The sequence below is a fragment of the Oceanobacillus sp. J11TS1 genome, assembly GCF_018333215.1.
Lineage (GTDB): Bacteria > Bacillota > Bacilli > Bacillales > Amphibacillaceae > Oceanobacillus.
Genome location: NZ_BORO01000001.1, coordinates 66822 through 87813 on the forward strand (window position 1 = coordinate 66822; position 20992 = coordinate 87813).

General features: G+C 35.7%; 21 protein-coding genes. 19 read left to right on the forward strand and 2 right to left on the reverse strand.

What is annotated here, in order from left to right; translation table 11 throughout:
• The first annotated feature begins 720 nt into the window (after window positions 1-720).
• The 3 genes from KI343_RS00350 (at window position 721) to KI343_RS00360 (ending at window position 2642) form a co-directional block, all read left to right on the forward strand.
• Entirely contained in the window at window positions 721-1236 is a 516-nt protein-coding gene (locus KI343_RS00350) for a DUF2642 domain-containing protein (protein ID WP_244856629.1), read from the forward strand.
• A 20-nt stretch (window positions 1237-1256) separates the two neighbouring features.
• Window positions 1257-1466 (forward strand): hypothetical protein, encoded by a 210-nt coding sequence (locus KI343_RS00355; RefSeq protein ID WP_212924440.1) that lies wholly within the window; start codon window positions 1257-1259, stop codon window positions 1464-1466.
• A 117-nt stretch (window positions 1467-1583) separates the two neighbouring features.
• Window positions 1584-2642 (forward strand): polysaccharide pyruvyl transferase family protein, encoded by a 1059-nt coding sequence (locus tag KI343_RS00360; protein WP_212924441.1) that lies wholly within the window; start codon window positions 1584-1586, stop codon window positions 2640-2642.
• A gap of 864 nt (window positions 2643-3506) precedes the next feature.
• Here the strand turns inward: KI343_RS00360 and KI343_RS00365 are convergent.
• Together KI343_RS00365 and KI343_RS00370 are read right to left on the reverse strand one after the other, a co-directional pair.
• Window positions 3507-4391 carry a CgeB family protein gene (locus KI343_RS00365; protein WP_212924442.1) on the reverse strand — a complete coding sequence of 295 codons (885 nt, stop codon included), beginning with the start codon at window positions 4389-4391 and terminating at the stop codon, window positions 3507-3509.
• Window positions 4392-4723: 332 nt separating this feature from the next.
• Window positions 4724-6001, reverse strand: a complete 1278-nt coding sequence (locus KI343_RS00370; RefSeq protein WP_212924443.1) for a glycosyltransferase family 2 protein — start codon at window positions 5999-6001, stop codon at window positions 4724-4726.
• A 233-nt stretch (window positions 6002-6234) separates the two neighbouring features.
• Between KI343_RS00370 and KI343_RS00375 the strand changes: the two genes are divergently transcribed.
• From KI343_RS00375 to KI343_RS00450, 16 genes are all read left to right on the forward strand, one after another.
• On the forward strand, window positions 6235-6711 hold the full coding sequence (locus KI343_RS00375; protein ID WP_212924444.1) for a DUF2975 domain-containing protein: 477 nt from the start codon (window positions 6235-6237) through the stop codon (window positions 6709-6711).
• Between the two features lie 10 nt (window positions 6712-6721).
• Window positions 6722-6940 (forward strand): helix-turn-helix domain-containing protein, encoded by a 219-nt coding sequence (locus KI343_RS00380; protein ID WP_212924445.1) that lies wholly within the window; start codon window positions 6722-6724, stop codon window positions 6938-6940.
• 66 nt (window positions 6941-7006) lie between these two features.
• On the forward strand, window positions 7007-7837 hold the full coding sequence (locus KI343_RS00385; protein WP_212924446.1) for a DUF817 domain-containing protein: 831 nt from the start codon (window positions 7007-7009) through the stop codon (window positions 7835-7837).
• Between the two features lie 60 nt (window positions 7838-7897).
• The gene (locus KI343_RS00390) at window positions 7898-8671 is read left to right on the forward strand and encodes an undecaprenyl pyrophosphate synthase (RefSeq protein ID WP_212924447.1); all 774 of its coding nucleotides are present in this window, start codon (window positions 7898-7900) and stop codon (window positions 8669-8671) included.
• 386 nt (window positions 8672-9057) lie between these two features.
• Window positions 9058-10131 carry a C45 family autoproteolytic acyltransferase/hydrolase gene (locus KI343_RS00395; protein ID WP_212924448.1) on the forward strand — a complete coding sequence of 358 codons (1074 nt, stop codon included), beginning with the start codon at window positions 9058-9060 and terminating at the stop codon, window positions 10129-10131.
• 205 nt (window positions 10132-10336) lie between these two features.
• Window positions 10337-11533 carry a M20 metallopeptidase family protein gene (locus KI343_RS00400; protein WP_212924449.1) on the forward strand — a complete coding sequence of 399 codons (1197 nt, stop codon included), beginning with the start codon at window positions 10337-10339 and terminating at the stop codon, window positions 11531-11533.
• A gap of 58 nt (window positions 11534-11591) precedes the next feature.
• Entirely contained in the window at window positions 11592-12023 is a 432-nt protein-coding gene (locus tag KI343_RS00405) for a hypothetical protein (RefSeq protein WP_212924450.1), read from the forward strand.
• Between the two features lie 294 nt (window positions 12024-12317).
• Window positions 12318-12860 carry a hypothetical protein gene (locus KI343_RS00410; protein ID WP_212924451.1) on the forward strand — a complete coding sequence of 181 codons (543 nt, stop codon included), beginning with the start codon at window positions 12318-12320 and terminating at the stop codon, window positions 12858-12860.
• A gap of 211 nt (window positions 12861-13071) precedes the next feature.
• Window positions 13072-13902 carry a mechanosensitive ion channel family protein gene (locus KI343_RS00415; RefSeq protein WP_212924452.1) on the forward strand — a complete coding sequence of 277 codons (831 nt, stop codon included), beginning with the start codon at window positions 13072-13074 and terminating at the stop codon, window positions 13900-13902.
• Between the two features lie 376 nt (window positions 13903-14278).
• Window positions 14279-15538, forward strand: coding sequence for an NAD(P)H-dependent oxidoreductase (locus KI343_RS00420; RefSeq protein WP_212924453.1), 1260 nt, complete (start codon window positions 14279-14281; stop codon window positions 15536-15538).
• Between the two features lie 30 nt (window positions 15539-15568).
• Complete coding sequence (locus KI343_RS00425; protein ID WP_212924454.1) at window positions 15569-16021, forward strand: transcriptional regulator GutM; 453 nt, start codon at window positions 15569-15571, stop codon at window positions 16019-16021.
• Window positions 16022-16082: 61 nt separating this feature from the next.
• The gene (gene srlA, locus KI343_RS00430; RefSeq protein WP_212924455.1) at window positions 16083-16619 is read left to right on the forward strand and encodes a PTS glucitol/sorbitol transporter subunit IIC; all 537 of its coding nucleotides are present in this window, start codon (window positions 16083-16085) and stop codon (window positions 16617-16619) included.
• A gap of 5 nt (window positions 16620-16624) precedes the next feature.
• The gene (gene srlE, locus KI343_RS00435; RefSeq protein WP_212924456.1) at window positions 16625-17665 is read left to right on the forward strand and encodes a PTS glucitol/sorbitol transporter subunit IIB; all 1041 of its coding nucleotides are present in this window, start codon (window positions 16625-16627) and stop codon (window positions 17663-17665) included.
• An 89-nt stretch (window positions 17666-17754) separates the two neighbouring features.
• Window positions 17755-18111: a PTS glucitol/sorbitol transporter subunit IIA gene (locus KI343_RS00440; protein WP_212924457.1), complete on the forward strand. Its 357-nt coding sequence runs from the start codon at window positions 17755-17757 to the stop codon at window positions 18109-18111.
• An 18-nt stretch (window positions 18112-18129) separates the two neighbouring features.
• Window positions 18130-19071 carry a sugar-binding transcriptional regulator gene (locus KI343_RS00445; RefSeq protein WP_212924458.1) on the forward strand — a complete coding sequence of 314 codons (942 nt, stop codon included), beginning with the start codon at window positions 18130-18132 and terminating at the stop codon, window positions 19069-19071.
• A 609-nt stretch (window positions 19072-19680) separates the two neighbouring features.
• Window positions 19681-20970 carry a globin-coupled sensor protein gene (locus KI343_RS00450; protein ID WP_212924459.1) on the forward strand — a complete coding sequence of 430 codons (1290 nt, stop codon included), beginning with the start codon at window positions 19681-19683 and terminating at the stop codon, window positions 20968-20970.
• Window positions 20971-20992: the final 22 nt, after the last annotated feature.

Sequence of the window (20992 nt, forward strand, 5' to 3'; positions counted from 1 at the left end):
AATGCAACTCTTTTAATAGTAGATAAGCAGTCTTATTGGCTTGTTTGATTCAGTAACCGTCAAATAGGAAGGGGATATTTCTCATCTCAACTTTTTGAAGTAGAAAAGAGCGACAAGTGGGAATTCGCTATTAATTAGGTTTTCTTGGTATTTTCCCAGCCCTTTATTCTTGGAAAAACACTATTCTAGTTAATGTGTACAATCTTACGGATTAAAATAACATAAATTATTTAATAACTAAAAGAAAGGAGGGTTAACTGGAAAGTCATAGGGACGTTGTTCTGATAAAGTCTTTTCCTATAAGTAGCTTAATTTAAAGGGGAAAAACCTTTATGAATACTGACTTCGAATTGAGAAATGCCACAAAAGTAACACTGTGATAGTAAATGCAGCTTTATACTAGGACAAACATTGTGATAAATGCAGGGGGTCAATGCAAATATAAAAGTAATACAAAATTCAATAACGCCAGTCAGTATGTGAAATCACTACTAATCGATAATAAGCGGAAATATCCAATGAATGGTTCCTGCATCCCCTTTCTCCTCGTAATTTATTGGTATGGACGTATTTAAAGAACAACGTAAAGAAGTGTTTTAAAGAAATGCATAGTAAGGGGATGTGAGCTGTCTGTAAGGAAAAGAAAATTCCCTATTATGGCGGGTTTCCTTATTAATAAGACAGGCGTCCCAAAAACATCATGGAAAGGAATGAATAAGCTTGGTTAATTTAACAGAACGACAAAAAAAATTAATAAGGTTGCTAAATCTCTTGTCCCAAAACGCAGTTAACAACGCTCTCGGCACAAACGACACAAACAATACGAATAACACGAATGATGCTAACAACACTAATACCACTAATAACACTACCACTAATGATGCTAACACCGCTAATATCGCAAATATCCTTAACCCCAGCAACTTAAATCTTGATAGCTCGCTAAGTAATAGTTTTTCACTTGATTTACTTGGACTGCTTAGACTTGCCGCAGATTTTAATCTGGATTTGGGTATCGGCAACGGTGGAGGAGGGACACCGGGGAATCCTGGTAACCCAACAAAAATGAGAGAAATCTTGCAAGGTTTAGTAAATAAGCCAGTGCAAGTTACTACTCCTTTTGACACAATATCCGGAACTCTACTCGGTGTTCTTGAGGACTATATTGTGATAATCGAAGAAACTGGTTCACAAGTACTTGTTGCACTTGACAAAATTGAATTTGTTGGTCAATAAAATGTAAAGGAGGAGTTTAGATGTTTCAAGATAGACTTATTGATCAACTTCCTATTCGAATCGGAGCGGGAGTTGAAATCGCTACCGATAACAATTTGATTGAAGGTACGCTTTCACTGGTAATCGGAGGTTTGATTTTTATTATTAGTATTTCAAGCTATGGAATTGATATCAGATTAATTATTCCTTTAAATTCGATCAATTTCATTCGTTTCCCTGCAGCAGCATAGAATAAAAACCAGATGAGCTTACCAATTTGGGAGAATAGAGGGATAAAAGTACCCTGGTTTGATAACCAGGGTATCCTGTTTATGTCGGAATAAAGCTTAAAAGGGAGAAACTGTGTTATGAAGAAAGTACTTTATATTGGTTGGATTGGATTCAAAAACTTAGGTGATGATTTATTATGGAATATATTTGAAAATCTTAGTAAGAAACACCTTAAAGAAAGTGAAATGACTATTATTCCTTCTTTTCCAAGCGTAGATATTAATAATATAGAAGAATATGACTTAGTTGTTTTAGGTGGAGGTTCATTATTAACTCCATATTATGTTGGAATACTTCACAAAGCTCTTACGATGAACAAAAAAGTTATCATTTGGGGAAGTGGAATTGATAGGATTAAAGAACAAAAATTGAATATGATGATGGAGGGGGAATCCCCTGCCTTAAATGAAATTTTCAGTTATGAAGATGCGCTATTATTAAGAGAAGTCTTTTCGGGTGCTTCTTTTGGGGGAGTTAGAGGACCATTAACTAAAAAAGCTCTCGAATTATTAGGTGTAAATGAAAAGGATATTCAAATAATTGGAGATCCAGGTGTGTTATTAAAATCAGATATTAATATAGAGAAAGAGAAAAAGGAAAAAATAATCGGGATTAATTGGGGAACGGCAAAAAATAATTTGTATGGAAATGAACCGATATTAGAGAAGAAACTTATTAATATATGTGAGAGACTTAAAAATCGGGGGTATAAAATTTTAATTTATACCGTATGGAAAGGAGACATACCTGCCTGTAAAAGATTGTTTAATAAGATTAATGATGGAAAAAACGTTACTCTTGATACAACATTATATACAGAACAAGAACTTATTTCACTTTTATCAACATGCACTTTGACTATAAACTTTAAGCTTCATCCCAACTTATTATCATTAGCTGCTAATGTTCCATATATTGCTCTAGGGTATCGTTTTAAGGCTTTTGATCTTTCTCAATCTTTGAATCTTGAGAATTACGTTTTATCCACTAATTCGTCCGATTTAGAGAATGAAGTATTAAAAAAGGTAAGATTAATTGAGCGAAACAGTGAGGCCATTATTAATAAATATGAAAGGGTACAAAAGGTTTATCACCCTTTAATAGTAACACCATTTCTTAATAACCTGTATATATAATTAAGTTAATTTCTTAAATTAAGCCCTTGGCTCTCAAGAATCTTAAACCATTAAATAGAAGGTATCGTCTTGAGACACCATAACGGTATAATTATTTTTTCCTCTTGTTGTTCTAATAAACACATCAAATGCTCATTCGTCAAACATTCGATTACCAAGGACAGTCGTTCTCAATTTCCTAATTAACGAAAAGATGCGCGTGAAAATAAATTCATTTGTTGGATAATAGTATACAGATGAACCCCCCACGGTTTAGCGAGTTTAGGTGTTATAACTATTTAAACCATTCTGGGCGCGGTTTCATCTGTTTTTTTATGGTTTGAGATAATTGTATTTACTTTATTCACATCCTATAAAACGCATGATAGCATTCCTTTTTGAGGAGAAATTAAATTTGCACTCCTCATAGAAGGTATTATCCATCTTGAATTCTCGGCCATCATAATTACTCCGCAGAGGTTAGTTTATAATGCATTAAATCTTGAAGAAAATCGAATCGGTATCTAGCAAGATAGGAACACATGCTTGTGTGAGCATGTGTCCAAAAGGTACCAAATATGGTCTTAAAGGTTGGGTCGACTTAACTCCTGTCGGTAAGGAAAGCATTCTTGGTTTAATTACGCATGCAAGAAAAGCTGTTTTCCTTTTCAAGAGGCAAAGTGTATGAAAATAGGGTGAAGGGAGAAGCGGGAAACCAAACACGAGTCTATTTACTTCTTGTCATTTAATAAATTGAAAATAGCCTGTAAAGTAGTTTTAATAACAGAACATTAAAATACCGAATGTTTTCAGTTTTTTAGAGAAGTAATTATGAAATTAATTTTAATTATAATCTGGTAGCTGGGTGAAAAAATTATCCTTTTATTATTTTGACATTTTCTTAATAATTTCGATAAGTTCTCGCGCCCTATGAGCATACGTATGATTCCCTAAAAGATAGCGATAACCATTACTAGCGATTTTTTGTGCTTCATCAAGATGCTTCAAATAATAGTCAATTAATTCAACTAATTCTTTATGATCTTTATAGATTACATAATGTTGCTTATCGACAAATAACTGTTCTTGACCAGCGACATAATCAGTAAGTACTAAAGAACCGCATCCCATTCCTTCAAAGATCCTCATATTCAAGCTTTTAATATGGTCTGCAGTGTGGTTAATCACAATTTTAGAATTACCATAGTGTTCAGCCAATTGATTTAAATAAACATTAGAATCAAGGGACAAGTTATATTTACTTGCTAACTGCCTTTTAATAATGTGTAAAGCTTTTTTTCTTTCTTGATAGTATCTGGGATTTTTTCCTCCTACAAAGGAAACATCATATTTTCTTTTCTTTAAATCTACTGAGCAGTTAAAAATATCATTAGCCATAGCAAAAGGAAAAAATTTTACGGGAGCAGAAAATTTATCAGATAAATGGAGTGAATGTGCCATCAAAATCAAATCAGGTTTGTAAAAACTCTCCAATTTTAAATTGGTGTGTAGTCGATTTTCCCCATGATGTATCCAAAGAATTTTAGGTATTTTAACTAAATTTATATTTTTAACAATAACAGGTGGCTTTGATGGGCTTTCTACAAATAAAACCGCTAAATATTCAGAAATATTAATTTTACTAAAATCAATTTCTTTTTCGTATACATCGACCTTTACGCCGATTGATTTTAATCCATCCTCTAAATAACGCCCAGGAGTAAAACTCGTTTTACCATAACACAAAATAATCTTCTCATTTGGTTTCATAATATAGGTTCCTTCTTTCTGAATAGAATAAATTTTTTAATGGGTTTATTTTTGTTCCTATACATTTTTGATGAGATAAGAAAAATTTACTATTTATTATTTATAGTTAATTTCTTCTAGATAAAATTGTTATTATATTGTATGAAAAAATACTTAAAATTGAAGGGCAAATAACTTAAAGAAAAAATAATGATTGATATGAACTGCAGAATTCATATATTTTAAGTAGCTGGCTTTGTTAAAAGATATTTTAAAAAAAATTTCTTGGATTAAAGAAATACCATGGGATATAGAAAACTTAAAAAGCCTGCAGATATCCGTTTCTCTTTCTTTTATTTCAGTGATTTAAGATATTCATTCCAGTTGGGGAGATTCGTTTGGGTGATGCTTTCCTTATGTTCCCGCACATTATATACTGTGAAATCACGGTATTGGAATCGATCTTTCTTGATTAATTCGTTTAAGACACTGACATCTTCGTAAAGCCTTCCATCTTTATATGAAATTACTGGAAAACCTCCGATTCTTTTTAAATTTAAAGTTCGGTAGATTCTTGGCCCGAGCGGAAAGTGATAGGAGAGCAAGTCCGTTCTTCCGTTGATAATTTTCCCCTTCTTTACCCCTTTAAAGAGCACATCTTCTGCTGATTGTTTCCATTTTCGAAGGTTGCCATATAAAACGGCTACTTCTTCCGAGAGATTTGCCAAATGGCTTTTAATAACAAAAATGGCATCCGGGTCCAGCCAATCATCCGCATCAAGCTCCAATATGAATTCCGACGTTACATGGGGCAATAAATGGTTAAAAGCAATTGCTTTGCCCTCATTTTTCTTGGAAAACACTTTTACGAGCTTTCCATCATTCCATTGCTGGAGCCGATGGTAGGAGTTATCTGTAGAACCGTCATCCATGATTAGTACCTGTTCCGGCTGTTCATTTTGCAGCAGGCAGGAAGCTACTGCGGTTTCCACATATTTTTCCATATTATAATTAGAAATCAAGACGGATAGACTTGGATTTGCTGTTTTATTTTTATTTAACTGGTACTTCTGCATAAATTTTTGCTTTTCCATGTTATTAGCAGAACTGTTCTTTCTTGACTGTAGGACAAAATTGTCTCTGTATGACTTCTCTGGACTTGGTTTATCGAAAAGCCAGGCTGGAAAAAGAGCCTCCTTAAACGGCAACTGGAAGTTTGTTAAAAATTGTTGCCTTTTAAGAAAAGCAGTAGACACCAACAGTGGGTGTTCGACAGCAATATTTCGGTTACGGTAGAGGGTCTTTAAAAAGGGATCTGTTTGGGAAAGATGCAGGGATTCAGGTTGAACAGCAGGGGAAAGGTAATCCGTATGCTGCAGAAACAATACATAAGAACTGTGGATTTTATGAATCAAATTATTCAATGTTTTCCCAAGGTCATTCTCTTGCAAGGGAATAGATTGAATTTGCTTAACATTACTATCATTCTGAATCGTATTTAAAGACATCGCCTGTTCATGGAGAATAATAATAGAATCTAATCTAGAGTCAATATTTTTTAAAGACGCTAAAGCTTTACGGATTGCTGCTAGATTAGAATAATGGGCCAGAATTACAGTTATATCTTTCAAAAAAATCCCCCGTTCTTTTCCGTTTTTCATTCTTATGTATATGTGTTGCTCCTATATTTATCCCATTTGAACAAGCAATAAAGATCCCATAAAGTTATCCAGAAACAGAAAAGCAAAAAACTTTATACAATGCATTTCAATAAAAACAGATGCAAAAAGAACAAATATTTATTGTAAAACGATAAATTTGGTGTTAAAATAAATTTTGAAAATAATGAAGTGAGGTGTTTTTAATGAAACAAGTTTCCACACTGTTTCTAAAGATAGCTGTTTTTTTACTTGGATTACCAGTACTTGCCTTGGGGATTTTTGGGGCGATTTGGTTAGCTGACAATCCAGCAAACCCGAATTATGGTCATATTCTGTACCCTATTTTAGTAGGTATGTATGCAACGTTAATACCATATTTCATTGCCTTGTATCAGGCGTTTAAACTTTTAAGCTTTATTGACAACAACCGGGCCTTTTCGGAATGGTCTGTGAAGGCTTTAAAGAATATTAAATTTTGCGCATTAACAATTAGCGGATTGTATGTGGTGATTCTGCCATTTGTTTATGTCATCGCAGAGATAGACGATGCGCCTGGCCTGATTCTCATCGGAATGCTCCCGATATTTGCTTCCCTGATTATCGCTGTATTCGCTGCGGTTCTTCAAAAACTATTAAAAGAAGCAATTGATATCAAATCTGAAAATGATTTAACGGTCTGAGGTGAAAAACATGGCTATTATAATTAATATTGATGTGATGTTGGCAAAAAGAAAAATGAGCGTTACAGAATTATCAGAGAGAGTTGGAATAACAATGGCTAACCTTTCTATATTAAAAAACGGAAAAGCAAAAGCAATCCGAGTAACTACTTTAGATGCAATTTGTAAGGCCTTGGATTGTCAACCAGGGGATATTTTAGAATACAAAAGTGAGGAAGAAAAGGAATGACTTTGATAGATAAAAAACTCGTATCCATTCGTCTAATGTATTAAATTCTAAAAAGGGAGATCGCCCATGAATGTAACCATTCAAACTAATTCACAGAGAAAAACTTTTAGAGCACAAAGCTCTAGAGCATTCAAACAACTTGTCCGCTTTGGTTGGGAGCAGTCCTTATCCTGTCTGTTTCCGGTCGTTATTTTTGCCTCTTTGGCAATTACGCAGGTCATACCGCTTCCTTTCTTGCCGCGCTATGACTGGCTGCTCATCATCTTTCTTTTAATGCAGTGGGTGATGCTCCGTTCAGGACTTGAAACAAAGGATGAGCTTAAGGTTATTACATTATTCCATCTTATAGGATTGGCTCTTGAAATCTTCAAAGTGCAAATGGGATCCTGGTCGTATCCAGAGGAAGGTATTTTTAAAATCTTTGGAGTACCTTTGTATAGCGGGTTCATGTATGCAAGTGTAGCGAGTTATCTGTGCCAGGCGTGGAGAAGATTAAACGTTAATCTGGTAAACTGGCCCCCGTTTTTGGTGGTAGTACCCCTGGCGGCTGCGATTTATTTAAATTTTTTCACCCATCACTATTGGATTGATATTCGTTGGGTCTTAGCGGGGCTTGTTTTCATTGTCTTTTTACGATCATCGGTTACATACGAGGTTGGTGGGACCCGTTATCATATGCCAATTGCTCTATCGTTTCTGCTGATTGGATTTTTCATATGGATAGCAGAAAACATCGCCACGTTCTTTGGAGCATGGGAATATCCGAACCAAGCTGATGCATGGAGTCTTGTTCATTTAGGGAAGGTGAGTTCATGGGTCTTGCTAGTGATTGTCAGCTTTCTGATTGTGGCGACCTTGAAGCAGGTGAAGGGGCGATATCAAGAGAATGACTACTAGGCTATTTAACAGCAGAAGGATAATTGGTGAATGAACAAGAACAGTTTGAGGGGAGAGACAATGTTAAAGAAAATTCCTTTTTTCAATAATAAGCAATCGAAAGCATCGATTCATAATACGGAAAGGTATACGGAAGATAATACACCTGACCATGTAGCCATAATTATGGACGGAAACGGAAGGTGGGCCAAAAAGCGAGGCATGCCCCGAGTTGCCGGGCATAAAGAAGGGGTATCCTCTGTCGTCAAAATTGTCAAAGCGGCAGTAAAATGCAAGGTGAAAGTGCTGACGCTTTATACGTTCTCCACGGAAAACTGGAAACGGCCAAAGCCTGAGATAGAATTTATTTTGAGGCTTCCTAAGGGGTTTCTTCATATGTATCTGCCTGACCTTATCTCCAATAATGTACGTATAGAGACAATCGGTGATATGGAAAATCTGCCAGCAACTACGCGTGAAGCAATACAGTATGCAATCGATCATACTCAGGATAATGACGGTTTGCAGCTGAATTTTGCGATCAACTATGGAAGCAGGCATGAAATTTTGAATGCCATGAAAGAAATGCTTACGGATATAAACGATGCGGGATTGTCACTAGATGATGTGGATGAACAGCGGTTTTCACGGTACCTGTATACAGCCGGTATCCCAGACCCTGACTTACTTATTCGAACCGGCGGAGAAAAACGCTTAAGCAATTTCCTGCTTTGGCAGTCGGCCTACACCGAGTTTTGGTTTACCGACGTGCTATGGCCGGATTTCTCCGAGAAGGAATTTCTTTATGCACTTGAAGAATTCCGACAAAGAAGGAGAAGGTATGGCGGGATCTGATATGGTGAATGGAAAAAGAGGCAGCAAAAACAGATATAATCTTCTTTCTACCTCTACTAGGAATAGTATCCCCTTATACAAAAACTCCCATAATGTTGTTTATATAGTATAAAACAAAGAGCTTGCTTTAGAGGTGCTGTTTCTCAAAAGCAAGCTCTTCGTTTTCGTTTTGTTGAAGCACTAAAAGGCGTTTTTGTTTTGTGAAAACTAAAAATATTATATCTCCCTTCTCCCGGTTCTTTCTTAACCAGGTTTTAATTTGTTATTATAAGATAGGAAGCGAATTTATATTATTTTTTACTAATAATCATATGCTAACAGTATAACCACGGAGATTCCTTATAAGGGATTTTAGAGGTTTTCGAGCATGGAGGAGTGGTCGTCTTATGAAAAAAGTCAGTGCAAATGTTATTCAATTTCGAGGAACCCATTATGAATATGGCTACCATCAAGGGATGCTGGTAAAGGATCACATCTTATTAAAAAATCGAGAAAATCAATGGAAAGTTAGAAAACCTCTTTTTTCTATTGATAAGGAAGAAACAAAACAGGTCTTTAACGAAATAGCTCCAGCGATTTGGGAGGAATTAATTGGTATTGGTGAAGCGCTTGAATGGCCGATGGAGCGTGTACTGCTAGAATTTGGCGGATACCGTGTTAAATTGAATCGGTCTGGTTGTTCAATTTTAACGGGAACGGATTATCTAATCCGAAATTACGATTATCATCCCAAAACATATGATGGTTTTTATTCCGTGTACCAGCCAACCGATACGGGGCATGCCATCATCGGCGTTACACAGAAAGTAACGGGAAGATGTGACGGAATGAACGAAAAAGGTTTAGCAATGGGGTATACGTTTATGCATCGTAAGCGCCCGAAAGATGGATTTGTCTGTAATATGATTGGGAGACTTATTTTAGAAACATGCGCAAATATAGAGGAGGCTGTTTCTTTATTGAAGCGTCTTCCGCATCGAGGATCATTCAGTTATGTATTAAAGGATAAGAATCAGGCTGAAGCAACCATTGTCGAAGCTTCACCGAGAAATATCGAGGTGAGAAATGGAGCAGCTTGTACGAACCATTTTCAAATAATGAAAGAAGAAAATCGCCATTATCTGAAAGATTCGAAGCGACGTTTAGAAATTATGGAAAAAGATCAATTAACCTCTCCATTAAACGGGGATGAAGCTTTTCAACTGCTAAACGGAACCGAAAATGGTGTGTTTTCCAAATTATACGGACAATGGGCTGGAACAATACATACTGCTGCATATTTTCCGCAAAAGTTAGAAGCATGGCTTGCTTTAGGCGGAGATCAGCAGCCTGTGAAATTTGACTTTGCTTCATGGTTAAACGGCGATGATTTTTCTGCGTCAAAAGTAACCGGAACAATTGATACGGAAATACCGTTTGTACATATGGAGAAAGCAGATTGGTTTAGGACGAAAAAATAAATTTAAATCTACACAGAACCAAATATAAAGTAAAAGAAAAAGCTGCGTCTTACATCCATTTTAGGCGCAGCTTTTTCTTTTTTGCATATAATCTCTCTAAACCTAGTTGACAACTCGGAATAATGCGTTTAAACTAATATAAAAATTCAGTAATCAGATTATTTATGAAGTGAAAATAAACAGATAGAAAATGGGGGATGGGAAGATGAGTAACTTAAAAGAAAAAACAATGGAGTCCATTTTTGCAAAATTTGATCAGTCATTTGAGGAAGTGAGAGGCTGGAGAAGACACATGCACCAGCATCCCGAATTGTCTTTTCAAGAGGTACATACGGCAGCGTATATAGAAGAAAAATTAAAAAGCTTTGGTCTAGAGGTTCAAAAAAATATCGGCGGTCATGGATTGATTAGTGTGTTAGAGGGCAAGGAGCCTGGAAAGAAAATTGCATTGCGGGCTGATTTTGATGCATTGCCGATACTTGATGAGAAAGAAACCCCCTATAAGTCTACAAAACCAGGAATAATGCATGCTTGCGGGCATGATGGGCATACAGCAGCCCTGCTAGGTGTTGCGAAAGTAGTCAGTGAGTATAAAGAAAATTTAAAGGGAAGTATTGTCTTCGTCTTCCAGCCAGCTGAGGAAACACCACCAGGCGGGGCAAAATTTATGATAGAAGAAGGCATTTTAGATGATGTGGATTATGTTTTCGGAGCGCATCTTGCTTCAGATATCCCAGTTGGAAAAGTTGGCGTAGGAGAAGGCTATCAGATGGCTGCAGTAGATAAATTCGCTATTGATATTAAAGGACATGGCGGTCATGGAGCAAGACCGCATCAAACAACGGACTCCCTGGTGATAGGAACAAGTGTTGTAGAAGCACTGCAAAAGATTGTCAGCCGTCAAATCGACCCGCTAAAGTCTGCAGTTGTGACGATTGGCGTCTTTCAAGCAGGAAATGCATTTAATGTTATTCCAGATACTGCACGCATTGAAGGAACTGTCCGTACTTTTGATCCCGAAGTTCGCGATAAAGTAGAGACAGAAATCCGCTCGATTTTGGATGGGATCACCAGCGCATTTCACGCTACCTATGAACTTGATTATTTAAGAGGATATCCTGCGTTATTTAACCATAAAAAAGAAACAGATTTAGCTAGAGATTTATTTAAAGAAGCTTTTGAAGAAGAGAATGTCGTAGAATTTTTGCCGACAATGGGAGCGGAGGATTTCTCTTACTTTTTAGAAGCTAAACCGGGAACCTACTTCCGGGTCGGTTCCCAAAATGATGATGAAGCAACGCATTATCCGCATCATCATCCACGATTTGACATTGATGAACGAGCGTTAGTAAATATCGAAAAAGCTTTTGCGTCTATTATTAAGCATTATTTGCTTAAATGAGTTAGGTTAAGGATTGGGACAGTATGATAAAAGACTACGTTTAGGAAGGAACTCTATAATGAGCCGACCAAAAATTTCATTAATGGAAGCATATATGATAGAAACACTACGTGCGAACGGGATAACCGATGAAGAAATAATTGAAAAAGTAAAAGAAGAGAACGTATCTTCTTTGAAACAGATTCATGATAAATTTGACCTCGAGCAGTTGATTACACTTGCAGAAAAGGACTTTACAGCTTTTGAGCAGGCTCTTAAGGATGGCTATACTGTTAAATTCGTTACAGTTCGGGGACTGGAAAATTTATTGAAATTAAAATTTCAAAAAGAAGCAGGTAAAGATTATAAAAAAACAGAAACAGGTATTCAAAGTCTTCAAGCAGATGAAGCGGTACTGCGTGAGGTTAAAGAAATCTTATCACCGAATTGGAAGATAATAAAAGATAAGCATGGTATATCGGTAAGATTGAAAGAACAGACAGATTTTTAATCATAATATGAATGTAAAAAGCGCTATAAAACCGAGATGGTTCGGATTTATAGCGCTTTGTTGTATGCTTTTAAGGTAGAGTGGCAGGTGTCTATTAGCATTAATGGATACAATGTAGGCGCACAACGAAAAGGTAACCCAATATCAATACTATTAAATCGCGCGTAAATATAGTAAAATTGCATGCTAGATGATTTAACAAGCATTTCAAGCTGGTTCATATGCGATGAAGTAGAGGACAAAAATGCTTGCCTCTAGGTTCAAATACTAGTATATAAATTGGAGGCGAAAACTTTGGTTAAAAAACGGTTATCAGCTTTTATTACGGATATGGTTTTAACAACCGTGACTTGTGCTTGTTTAATTTATCTACCTATGGTGTTTGTGGCTGTTTCTATGCTCCTTTTTTTACCGTGGGTATTAACTTATACGGACACGGCAAACACAATTTTATTACGGATTGGAGATATCATTTTATTGGTAGGTACAATTATTTATATGTTTACCCTTATGAAAATATCTCAACAAACACGAGGCTATAAAGCCTATCAACTAAAAGTGAAGGGTATAAATAGAATACGATTATTCACTAGATGGTTTATCCGAACAGGGATTTTTGGGGTAGCGTTCTTTCTGTATTTTTATTTTTTGTCACACAACATAGATTTCAATTACTTGTTGTTCATTCTGTATCCTTATCTAGCGTATTTAATTGTTAATGTAATTATTCTCGTGCATACAAAAGGAAAGAAAAGCTTAATAGATATTTGGGTTGGCTCAGAAGTAATCGTAACGGATGAAAAACCTAAAGTAATTAGTATAATTAAAAGAGGATAAAGTAACAAAAGAAGAAAAAATATTACATAGAGATATTTAGTTTTTAGGTGAGCGAACTTTATAAGATCAAGGTGTCTAAGGCACTTTGAGCAATCTAATTAAAGCTATCAAGTGCCATAGACAAGATTCGCTGTAATTCCTTCTTATTTTACATTAGATTAGCCTTTTGTTATAATCGTCAATCATCGAGAGCAGTAAAGGAGATGGACGAATGGATTGGATAGAAAATATAAATTGGGAGCAAATTCTAGTAGATACTGGATTTGTTTTATTAAAACTCATTGCAACACTAATTGTATTTTTTATTGCACGAGCAATTGGAAGAAAGCTGATTCGAAATGCTTTTTCCAAAGCGCAAGTGAAGAAGAAAATGTCTGTTGGCAGAACAAAAACCTTGCAATCCCTAGCAATTAGCACGTTTTCTTATATTTTATTTTTTATTTTGCTAGTTGTTGTATTGGGAATTTTTAATATTAATGCTGCTGGTTTAATCGCCGGAGCTGGTGTAGTAGGATTGGCTATCGGCTTTGGTGCGCAAGGATTAGTCAGTGATGTCGTTACAGGATTTTTTCTGCTGTTAGAGAAGCAAGTTGATGTCGGCGATTATATAACTGCAGCTGGATATGATGGTATTGTAGAAGAAGTTGGTTTACGTACGATGCATATTCGCAGCTTCGATGGTACTCTAAACTACGTGCCAAATAGAGAAGTCGGATCGCTAAGTAACCATTCTCGCGGCAACATGCGAGCTTTAGTAGACATCGCCATTCCATATAGTGATGATATCGACGAAGCAGTCGGTATTATTCAAACAGTATGTGATGATTTAAAAGAAAAAAATCCTAAAATTGTGGAAGGGCCAGACGTGCTCGGAGTAGAGACATATGGCACATCGGAAATAACATTACGAGTTATTGCTAAAACAGAAACAATGGAGCAATGGGCGGTAGAACGTGAATTACGTAAAGCCATTAAAAGAGCATTTGATGCAAAAAATGAATCTGAAGAAATGTATGCTGAAAAGCCGCTACAAGACGGTTAATTTGAACAAGTAAACCATATTAGCCGTGTGAATGGAAAATTGAATAAGATTTCAACATTTGAAAAGGGTTATCGGTCTTAAATTCGATAACCCTTTTATTATTTTTCTCCGGGAGCTGCTGGGAAATCCAGCTTGTAGCAGCATATAAATATCATCATTAATATAAAAGCTCTAGGGATATAAAAAACATGAAATTACTAGTTGACAATAAAAATATAACAGCATATAATGAAAGCGTATTATCACATATGATACTAAATGTAACATATGTTAATTATTTTGCTCATAGTTGATAACTGTTAACATATGTTACTAAATGATGGTTCATCTTTATATATGTAATGTATGCGCTTAAAAAATCTAAGGAGGAATTACCATGTCAATTTATCAAGAGCTACAAGTAAGACAAAAAGAAAACAATCCTATTAAAGTAGGTGTTGTTGGAGCAGGTCAAATGGGATTTGGTCTTATCTCTCAAATATCTCGAATTCCAGGAATGGTAGTTGGCGGAGTATCTGATATTGATAAGGGTAGGGCACAAAAAGCTGTGGATTTTTATAAGTCTGAGGAAAAGTTAATGGTTAATACAGTAGTATCTTCTGATTATAGAGAAGTAATCCAATCTCCAAATGTAGAGGTAGTAGTAGATGCAACTGGGGTACCTGAAGTTGGAGCAAATATTTCTTTAGAAGCATTAAATTCAAGAAAGCATTTAGTTCTATTGAACGTAGAAGTTGATATTACAATCGGATCGTATATGAATTCATTATTTAACTCTGCTGGTCTTGTTTATTCAGGTTCAGCTGGAGACGAGCCTGCAGCAATCGTGGAATTATATGAATTTGCAAAGACAATGGGAATGGAAGTTGTAGTTGCAGGTAAAGGTAAAAATAATGCATTGAAACCTACAGCTAATCCGGATACAGCAGCTGCTGAAGCAAAATCTAAAAATATGAGTGCTCATATGCTTGCTGCATTCCAAGACGGAACAAAAACAATGGCAGAAATGAACTTGTTAAGTAATGCAATCGGCTTAGTTCCAGATAAAGTGGGAATGCACGGTGTGGATGCCAATTTAGACAATGTCGCTAAAAAATTGGACTTAAAAGAGAATGGCGGAGTTTTAGATAACTTAGGAATAGTAGACTACGTAAATGGTTTAGCACCAGGAGTTTTCGTTATTGTAAAAAGTGACTTAGAGCCCGTTGATGAAGAGTTGCGTTATTTACTGAAGGTAGATAAGAGCCATGGAAATCACTATACATTATACCGCCCGTATCATTTAGCAAGTCTAGAAACACCTGTTACAATTGCAAAAGCAGTTTTGCAGCATGATACTTCTATTCATCCTCTGGGAGCTCCAATCTCAGAAACGGTAACAGTTGCTAAAAGAGATATTAAGGCAGGGGAAAAATTAGATGGTATCGGCGGTTATTCTGTTAGGGGTGTATTAGAAACACATAAAGATATGGAAGAAAACGGACATATCCCAATTGGCTTAATTAGTGGAAATGTTGTCGCGAAGAAAGACATTAAAGAAGGTCAATTCTTGACTTTAGATGAGATTGAACTTGATCCTTCAACTACTGTTTGGAAATTAAGATCCTTACAAGATCATATGTTTTCTGGTAAATAATTTTGTATTGTAATTCAGGGAGGAATTCGGATGAATTTAGTCATTATTGCATGTCTCATTCTTGTTGCAAACTATGGATTAACATTTATTCAAATTAAAAACTATCGTAAATCAACTGAAAATCTAATTAATAAATATAGAGGAAACAAGGACTATTATTTATTCTCAGGACAGTCTAGAAGAGCGTTAAAATCTGGCTCAATCGTAATGATGATTGTAGATAAAGATTATATTGTTAAAGAGTGTCAAGTAATGCGAGGGGTGAGTATACTGTCAAGCTTTAGAGAACTGGATACTTACAAAGGAATGCACGCGGGAGATATTTTAGCTCAATTACATGAAGAATATGATGGAAATAAAATAAAGAAGAGTAAAATTCCTGCAATGAATGTTGCCTTAATGACAGCAGCGGAGAATGCTTTGTTAACTGTAGCAAAAAAGAATGCTTCTACTGCTGTAAAAGTACAAAGAATTCCTTCCTGAATAAAGAATGGTAATTTAAAGTTAAAACCAAAAATGAAGTTTTAAATAAAGGGGTGTTTTCATGGAATGGATTGAATGGTTTGGAGAGCATTTTATTGGTTTATTTGATGCTGGTGGAGAACAGTTCATGGGGTTATTTACTTCAATTGTTCCTACTTTAGTAGTTTTACTTACATTCACTTATGCCATGATTAAATTCATTGGTGATGAGCGAGTTACCAAGGGAATCCAGTTTGCATCAAAGTATACAATCCTCAGATATACATTAATGCCAATTTTATCAATTTTATTACTAACGAACCCAATGGCATATACTTTTGGGAGATTTGTAAAAGAAGAGCATAAACCAGCTTTTTACGATTCTTTAGTTTCGTTTTTGCATCCGGTTACATCGTTGTTTCCATATGCGAACGCCGGTGAATTATTTGTTTATCTTGGTATTGCGAATGGCATAGCTCAAGCAGGGTATTCCATGTCAGAGCTGGCTGTACGATATTTCTTAGTCGGAATTGTAATTATATTAATTCGTGGAATAATTACAGAGCAGATTTCGAAATATCTAAGAAAAAGAATGGAAAGCTCTACATTGAAGGGGTGACGAACGTGTCTTATAAATCTATTTTTGTAAATAAAGGCCCTGGCGGTTGGGGTAAAGGATTGAGTTTAGAACCTAAAGGAAAGAAAACAAAAGTAGTTTCAGTTACTGGCGGGGGGATTCACCCAGTAGCTAAAAAGATTGCAGAATTAAGCGGGGCAGAAGCAGTAGATGGGTTTAAGAATTCCGTTCCCGAAGACGAAATGATGTGTGTTATAATCGATTGTGGAGGTACAGCCCGGATTGGAGTATATCCAATGAAAGGAATACCGACTATTGATATAATGGATGCATCGCCGTCAGGTCCATTAGCTAAACATATAACGGCAGACATTTTTGTTTCAGGTGTTTCACCAAAAGAAGTTGAATTAGCTGATGTAACTAAAAAGTCAAGTCAAAATCAACAAGGTAATAATGAAGAAGAAAAAGGTGAAGCGCAAGTTAATACAGTGAATAAAGAAGAATTTCAAAAAGAGTATCAAAAGGTAAAAGAAGAGCATAAAGAAAGTTTGGAACAAAAGGATAATTTCCTAATGCGTTTTTCAAAAGGAATCGGTAAAATAACTGGAACATTCTATCAAGCGGGAAGAGATTCCATTGATATGCTAATTAAAAATATTCTACCATTTATGGCGTTTGTAAGCATGTTAATTGGTATTATTACTTACACGGGAATTGGAGATGTCATTGCAAATACACTATCTCCATTAGCAAGCTCGCTTTGGGGATTGATTATAATTGTACTTGTCTGTACCTTGCCATTTTTATCACCTGTTTTAGGTCCGGGCGCTGTTATTGCACAAGTAATCGGGGTGCTAATTGGAACTCAAATAGGTTTAGGACATATTCCACCTGAATTTGCTTTACCTGCGTTGTTTGCGATAAACGGACAAGTTGGTGCTGACTTTGTACCAGTTGGTTTATCGTTAGGAGAAGCGAAGCCGGAAACGGTACAGTACGGTGTTCCGGCGGTTCTGTATAGTCGGTTAATTACAGGTGTGTTAGCTGTTGTGATCGCTTACTTTGCGAGCTTTGGTATGTACTCATAATCTAAGTCAGACATTTTTAGACACCTTATCCAATCACAATGAGTAAAAGAAAATAATAAATAAAATAGAAAAGAAAGGGGAAAATTATTATGTACGAAACAATTGTAAAAGAAATTGGACCGATGGCTTTAGCATTTGAAGAAGAGAAGGTAGTTATTTTATTTGGTCTGGGAGCTCCTGAGGAATTAAAGGAGGTTTCCCTAATACACGATGCAAAAACGAAAGAGGCGGCAGAACCTATTCAACAAAATGGAAAGTTAGTAATTGATGAACAGGAATACAGTATTCAAGCAGTGGGATCAGCTGCAAATGATAATCTGAAAGAATTAGGGCATATTTCCATTTATTTTTCAGAACCGACAGATGAGGTACTTCCTGGAGCAATTTTTGTATCTCCTTCTGTTTATCCGAAAGTAAAGGAAGGAAGTATAATAAAATTTCAATAATTCGATAGGGTGTTAGAAATGTCATATCTTGATGATAGAAGATTGTTAGTGAAAATTGCAAACATGTACTATGAAGAAGGTGTGAAACAGTCAGAAATTGCAAAAAAAATTGGGGTCAGCCGTTCTTTGATTTCTAAATATCTAACTAGAGCTAGAAAAGAAGGAATTGTAGAGATTATTATTCATGATAATGATCTCCGTTCCTTTACAACTATTGAAAGAAAATTGGAAAAGAAATATGGATTAAGAGAAGTGGTTTGTGTTGAAAGTCCCGATAGTAAAAACTCGAAAAGTCCATTAGCAGCAAAGGCAAGTGAATATCTTTTAAGAATGATTAGAAATCATCAAGTAATAGGAGTGACTTCTGGTACAACTCTAAATGAGGTAGCTAATACAATGTCATCCACTCAATTTTTTCCGGATACATGTTTTGTTCCTTTAGTCGGAGGAATGGGAGATGAAAAGGTAGATATACATTCAAATTCAATTATTGCTAAGTTGGCTGAGAAGTTACAAGCAAAATATCATTTTTTACATGCTCCTGTCTTAATGGACTCCGAAGAAGCAAGAGATATAATGATGAATCAGGTTTCCATTAGGAAGATTTTTGAGCTAGGGATGAAAGCGGATATAGCTCTGGTCGGTATTGGAGGATCTCCAGAGCATTCAACGATGGTTAAATCTTATAAAGACTACAGTATTGTAGATGATCTAAATGAGGAAGAAATTGCCGGAGATATTTGTTATAACTTTATCAATGATGAAGGAAAATTGATAGAAAATGAATGGAATAAAAAAACAATTTCTGCTGATATTAATAAGCTGAAAGAGATTCCATTGGTAATTGCAGTTGCTGCAGGGGAAGAGAAAGTAAGAGCAATCAAAGCCGCTCTCCGTGGAGAACTGGTTCATGTATTAATAACGGATGAAGTTACGGCGAAACGCTTACTTAATGATTAGTTCACTAGAACGGTTTTTACTGGATTAACTATTTTAAGATTTAGCGCAACAATTATAATATTTTATTTTGGACGTGAGATTGGAAAGAAGTTTATCCAGAAAAAAATGTATGCTGAAAAACCGTTAGAAGACGGTTAAACGAGATTAATAAAACGAAAAATTTTAATCTGAAATAGTGACTTCCCTTTCAAAGTGGGGAGTCACTATTTTTATGTTGTAATAGACTTTCGAACTAGTTCGCTCTAGCTGAGGTATCTATTTTACTGTTATTCTATCCACAAACCGGAGAATAATCAGATGGGAAATGTCGGTCTTTCGGCTTACTTTGATGCTAGAAATGCCATATTTTTAGATATTGTTAAGCATATTTGTACTTATATCCTGTATAATAATAGCCGATAAAGAGGTGGGGAGTTAATCAAATGTAAGGAAAATGATAGGACGAAACGGTAATTGATGCTAGAAATAGGTGATAAGACCTATCTGTTTGAGTCTTTATATAACTACTATTAGACGTTAAATTACTGTTTCGGTTCAACATGGAACCTTTAAAAGATTAGACACATGTAAAATAGCTAATTTGCTAAATAAGAACCGGGAGTGGTTTGGATGAAGAATATTTTTCGCAAAGAGGTAACAGAGGATAATTTACTGGAAAAAAGCAAAGAAATGAAGGCAGTTTTAGAAGGATTACAGCAAACAGATGTAGCATTACAACTGCAAATATCAAAAATAACCGAGCAGGATTTAGCGGTTGCAAAACTACTGCAACCATTGGTCAGAGAAAATATTGAAACAATTATTGATGCATTCTATGATAATTTGTATCGCGTACCTGAGTTAATGGGGATTATTGAAACGTATAGCTCTCTTGAGCGTTTAAAACAAACTTTAATGAGACATATCGTTGAGATATTTTCAGGGGAGTTAAATCAAGATTTCATTAATAAACGGAGTAAAATTGCTAAAGTGCATGTACATATAGGCCTCAAGCCGAAATGGTATATCGCCTCGTTTCAAGAGATATTCTTTCAAATATCCAAATTATTGGCAGATACATATCAGGATAAGGAGAATTTTTTGAATGCTGTTCAGGTAACAAATAAACTGTTAAACTTTGAACAGCAGATTGTGATAGAAGCTTATGAAAAAGATATTGAAGAGAAAAGAGCTATCATGGATGAAAAAAATCAAAATTTAATCAGCTCGATGAGAGAGACGGCGGAAAGATTAAGTTATGTATTAACGGAGACGAACCAATCTGTTATGAAAATGGTAAATCAAGCAAATCGAATTAACCAAATTTCCAAACAAGGGGAGGAGATTGCAGCATCAACGAGTGAATCTGCGCAGCTTGGAATGGAACAGACAAAGACAACCAATACAGGTATGACGAATTTAGATAACCAAATGGTGCTTGTTGTAGAAAGGTTAGAACAGTTGACGAGCAGTGCGGAGAAAATTAAATCTGTTATTTCTATTGTAGAATCCATCGCTGGGCAAACCAATTTATTGGCGCTGAATGCATCGATTGAAGCAGCGAGAGTGGGGGAACAAGGGAAAGGATTTGCAGTCGTAGCCGAAGAAGTGCGCAAGTTAGCGGTGCAGTCAGCTGAAGCAGTAGCGGAGGTGAGCGACTTAATCCTGGAAACAAATGAACAAGTTGCGAATAGCCGGGAAGCCATTAACGAAACGAAGGAAGAAGTAAAAGCAGTTCGTGAACAAACAGCAAAAACAGAAGCTATTTTAAGTCAAGTTTCCGAATCGATGAATCGAATTTCTGAGAACAGTACGCATATCCAGCAATCTTTAGAAGAGAACCAGCAAAGTATTCATGAAATTGAAACTTCAATGGGCGAGATTGAAAACTATGCATTGAAGTTTAATGAAATGCAATAATTTGATATTATTGATGAAATAT

Excerpts from the sequence above, each read along its gene's own strand:
- KI343_RS00385 (WP_212924446.1), top strand. The coding sequence starts at position 7,007 with ATGAATGTAACCATTCAAACTAATTCACAGAGAAAAACTTTTAGAGCA.
- KI343_RS00380 (WP_212924445.1), top strand. The coding sequence starts at position 6,722 with ATGGCTATTATAATTAATATTGATGTGATGTTGGCAAAAAGAAAAATG.
- KI343_RS00425 (WP_212924454.1), top strand. The coding sequence starts at position 15,569 with ATGAATTTAGTCATTATTGCATGTCTCATTCTTGTTGCAAACTATGGA.
- KI343_RS00450 (WP_212924459.1), top strand. The coding sequence starts at position 19,681 with ATGAAGAATATTTTTCGCAAAGAGGTAACAGAGGATAATTTACTGGAA.
- KI343_RS00445 (WP_212924458.1), top strand. The coding sequence starts at position 18,130 with ATGTCATATCTTGATGATAGAAGATTGTTAGTGAAAATTGCAAACATG.
- KI343_RS00375 (WP_212924444.1), top strand. The coding sequence starts at position 6,235 with ATGAAACAAGTTTCCACACTGTTTCTAAAGATAGCTGTTTTTTTACTT.
- KI343_RS00400 (WP_212924449.1), top strand. The coding sequence starts at position 10,337 with ATGAGTAACTTAAAAGAAAAAACAATGGAGTCCATTTTTGCAAAATTT.
- KI343_RS00360 (WP_212924441.1), top strand. The coding sequence starts at position 1,584 with ATGAAGAAAGTACTTTATATTGGTTGGATTGGATTCAAAAACTTAGGT.
- KI343_RS00420 (WP_212924453.1), top strand. The coding sequence starts at position 14,279 with ATGTCAATTTATCAAGAGCTACAAGTAAGACAAAAAGAAAACAATCCT.
- KI343_RS00405 (WP_212924450.1), top strand. The coding sequence starts at position 11,592 with ATGAGCCGACCAAAAATTTCATTAATGGAAGCATATATGATAGAAACA.
- KI343_RS00440 (WP_212924457.1), top strand. The coding sequence starts at position 17,755 with ATGTACGAAACAATTGTAAAAGAAATTGGACCGATGGCTTTAGCATTT.
- KI343_RS00365 (WP_212924442.1), bottom strand. The coding sequence starts at position 4,391 with ATGAAACCAAATGAGAAGATTATTTTGTGTTATGGTAAAACGAGTTTT.
- KI343_RS00395 (WP_212924448.1), top strand. The coding sequence starts at position 9,058 with ATGAAAAAAGTCAGTGCAAATGTTATTCAATTTCGAGGAACCCATTAT.
- KI343_RS00390 (WP_212924447.1), top strand. The coding sequence starts at position 7,898 with ATGTTAAAGAAAATTCCTTTTTTCAATAATAAGCAATCGAAAGCATCG.
- srlA (WP_212924455.1), top strand. The coding sequence starts at position 16,083 with ATGGAATGGATTGAATGGTTTGGAGAGCATTTTATTGGTTTATTTGAT.
- KI343_RS00355 (WP_212924440.1), top strand. The coding sequence starts at position 1,257 with ATGTTTCAAGATAGACTTATTGATCAACTTCCTATTCGAATCGGAGCG.
- KI343_RS00415 (WP_212924452.1), top strand. The coding sequence starts at position 13,072 with ATGGATTGGATAGAAAATATAAATTGGGAGCAAATTCTAGTAGATACT.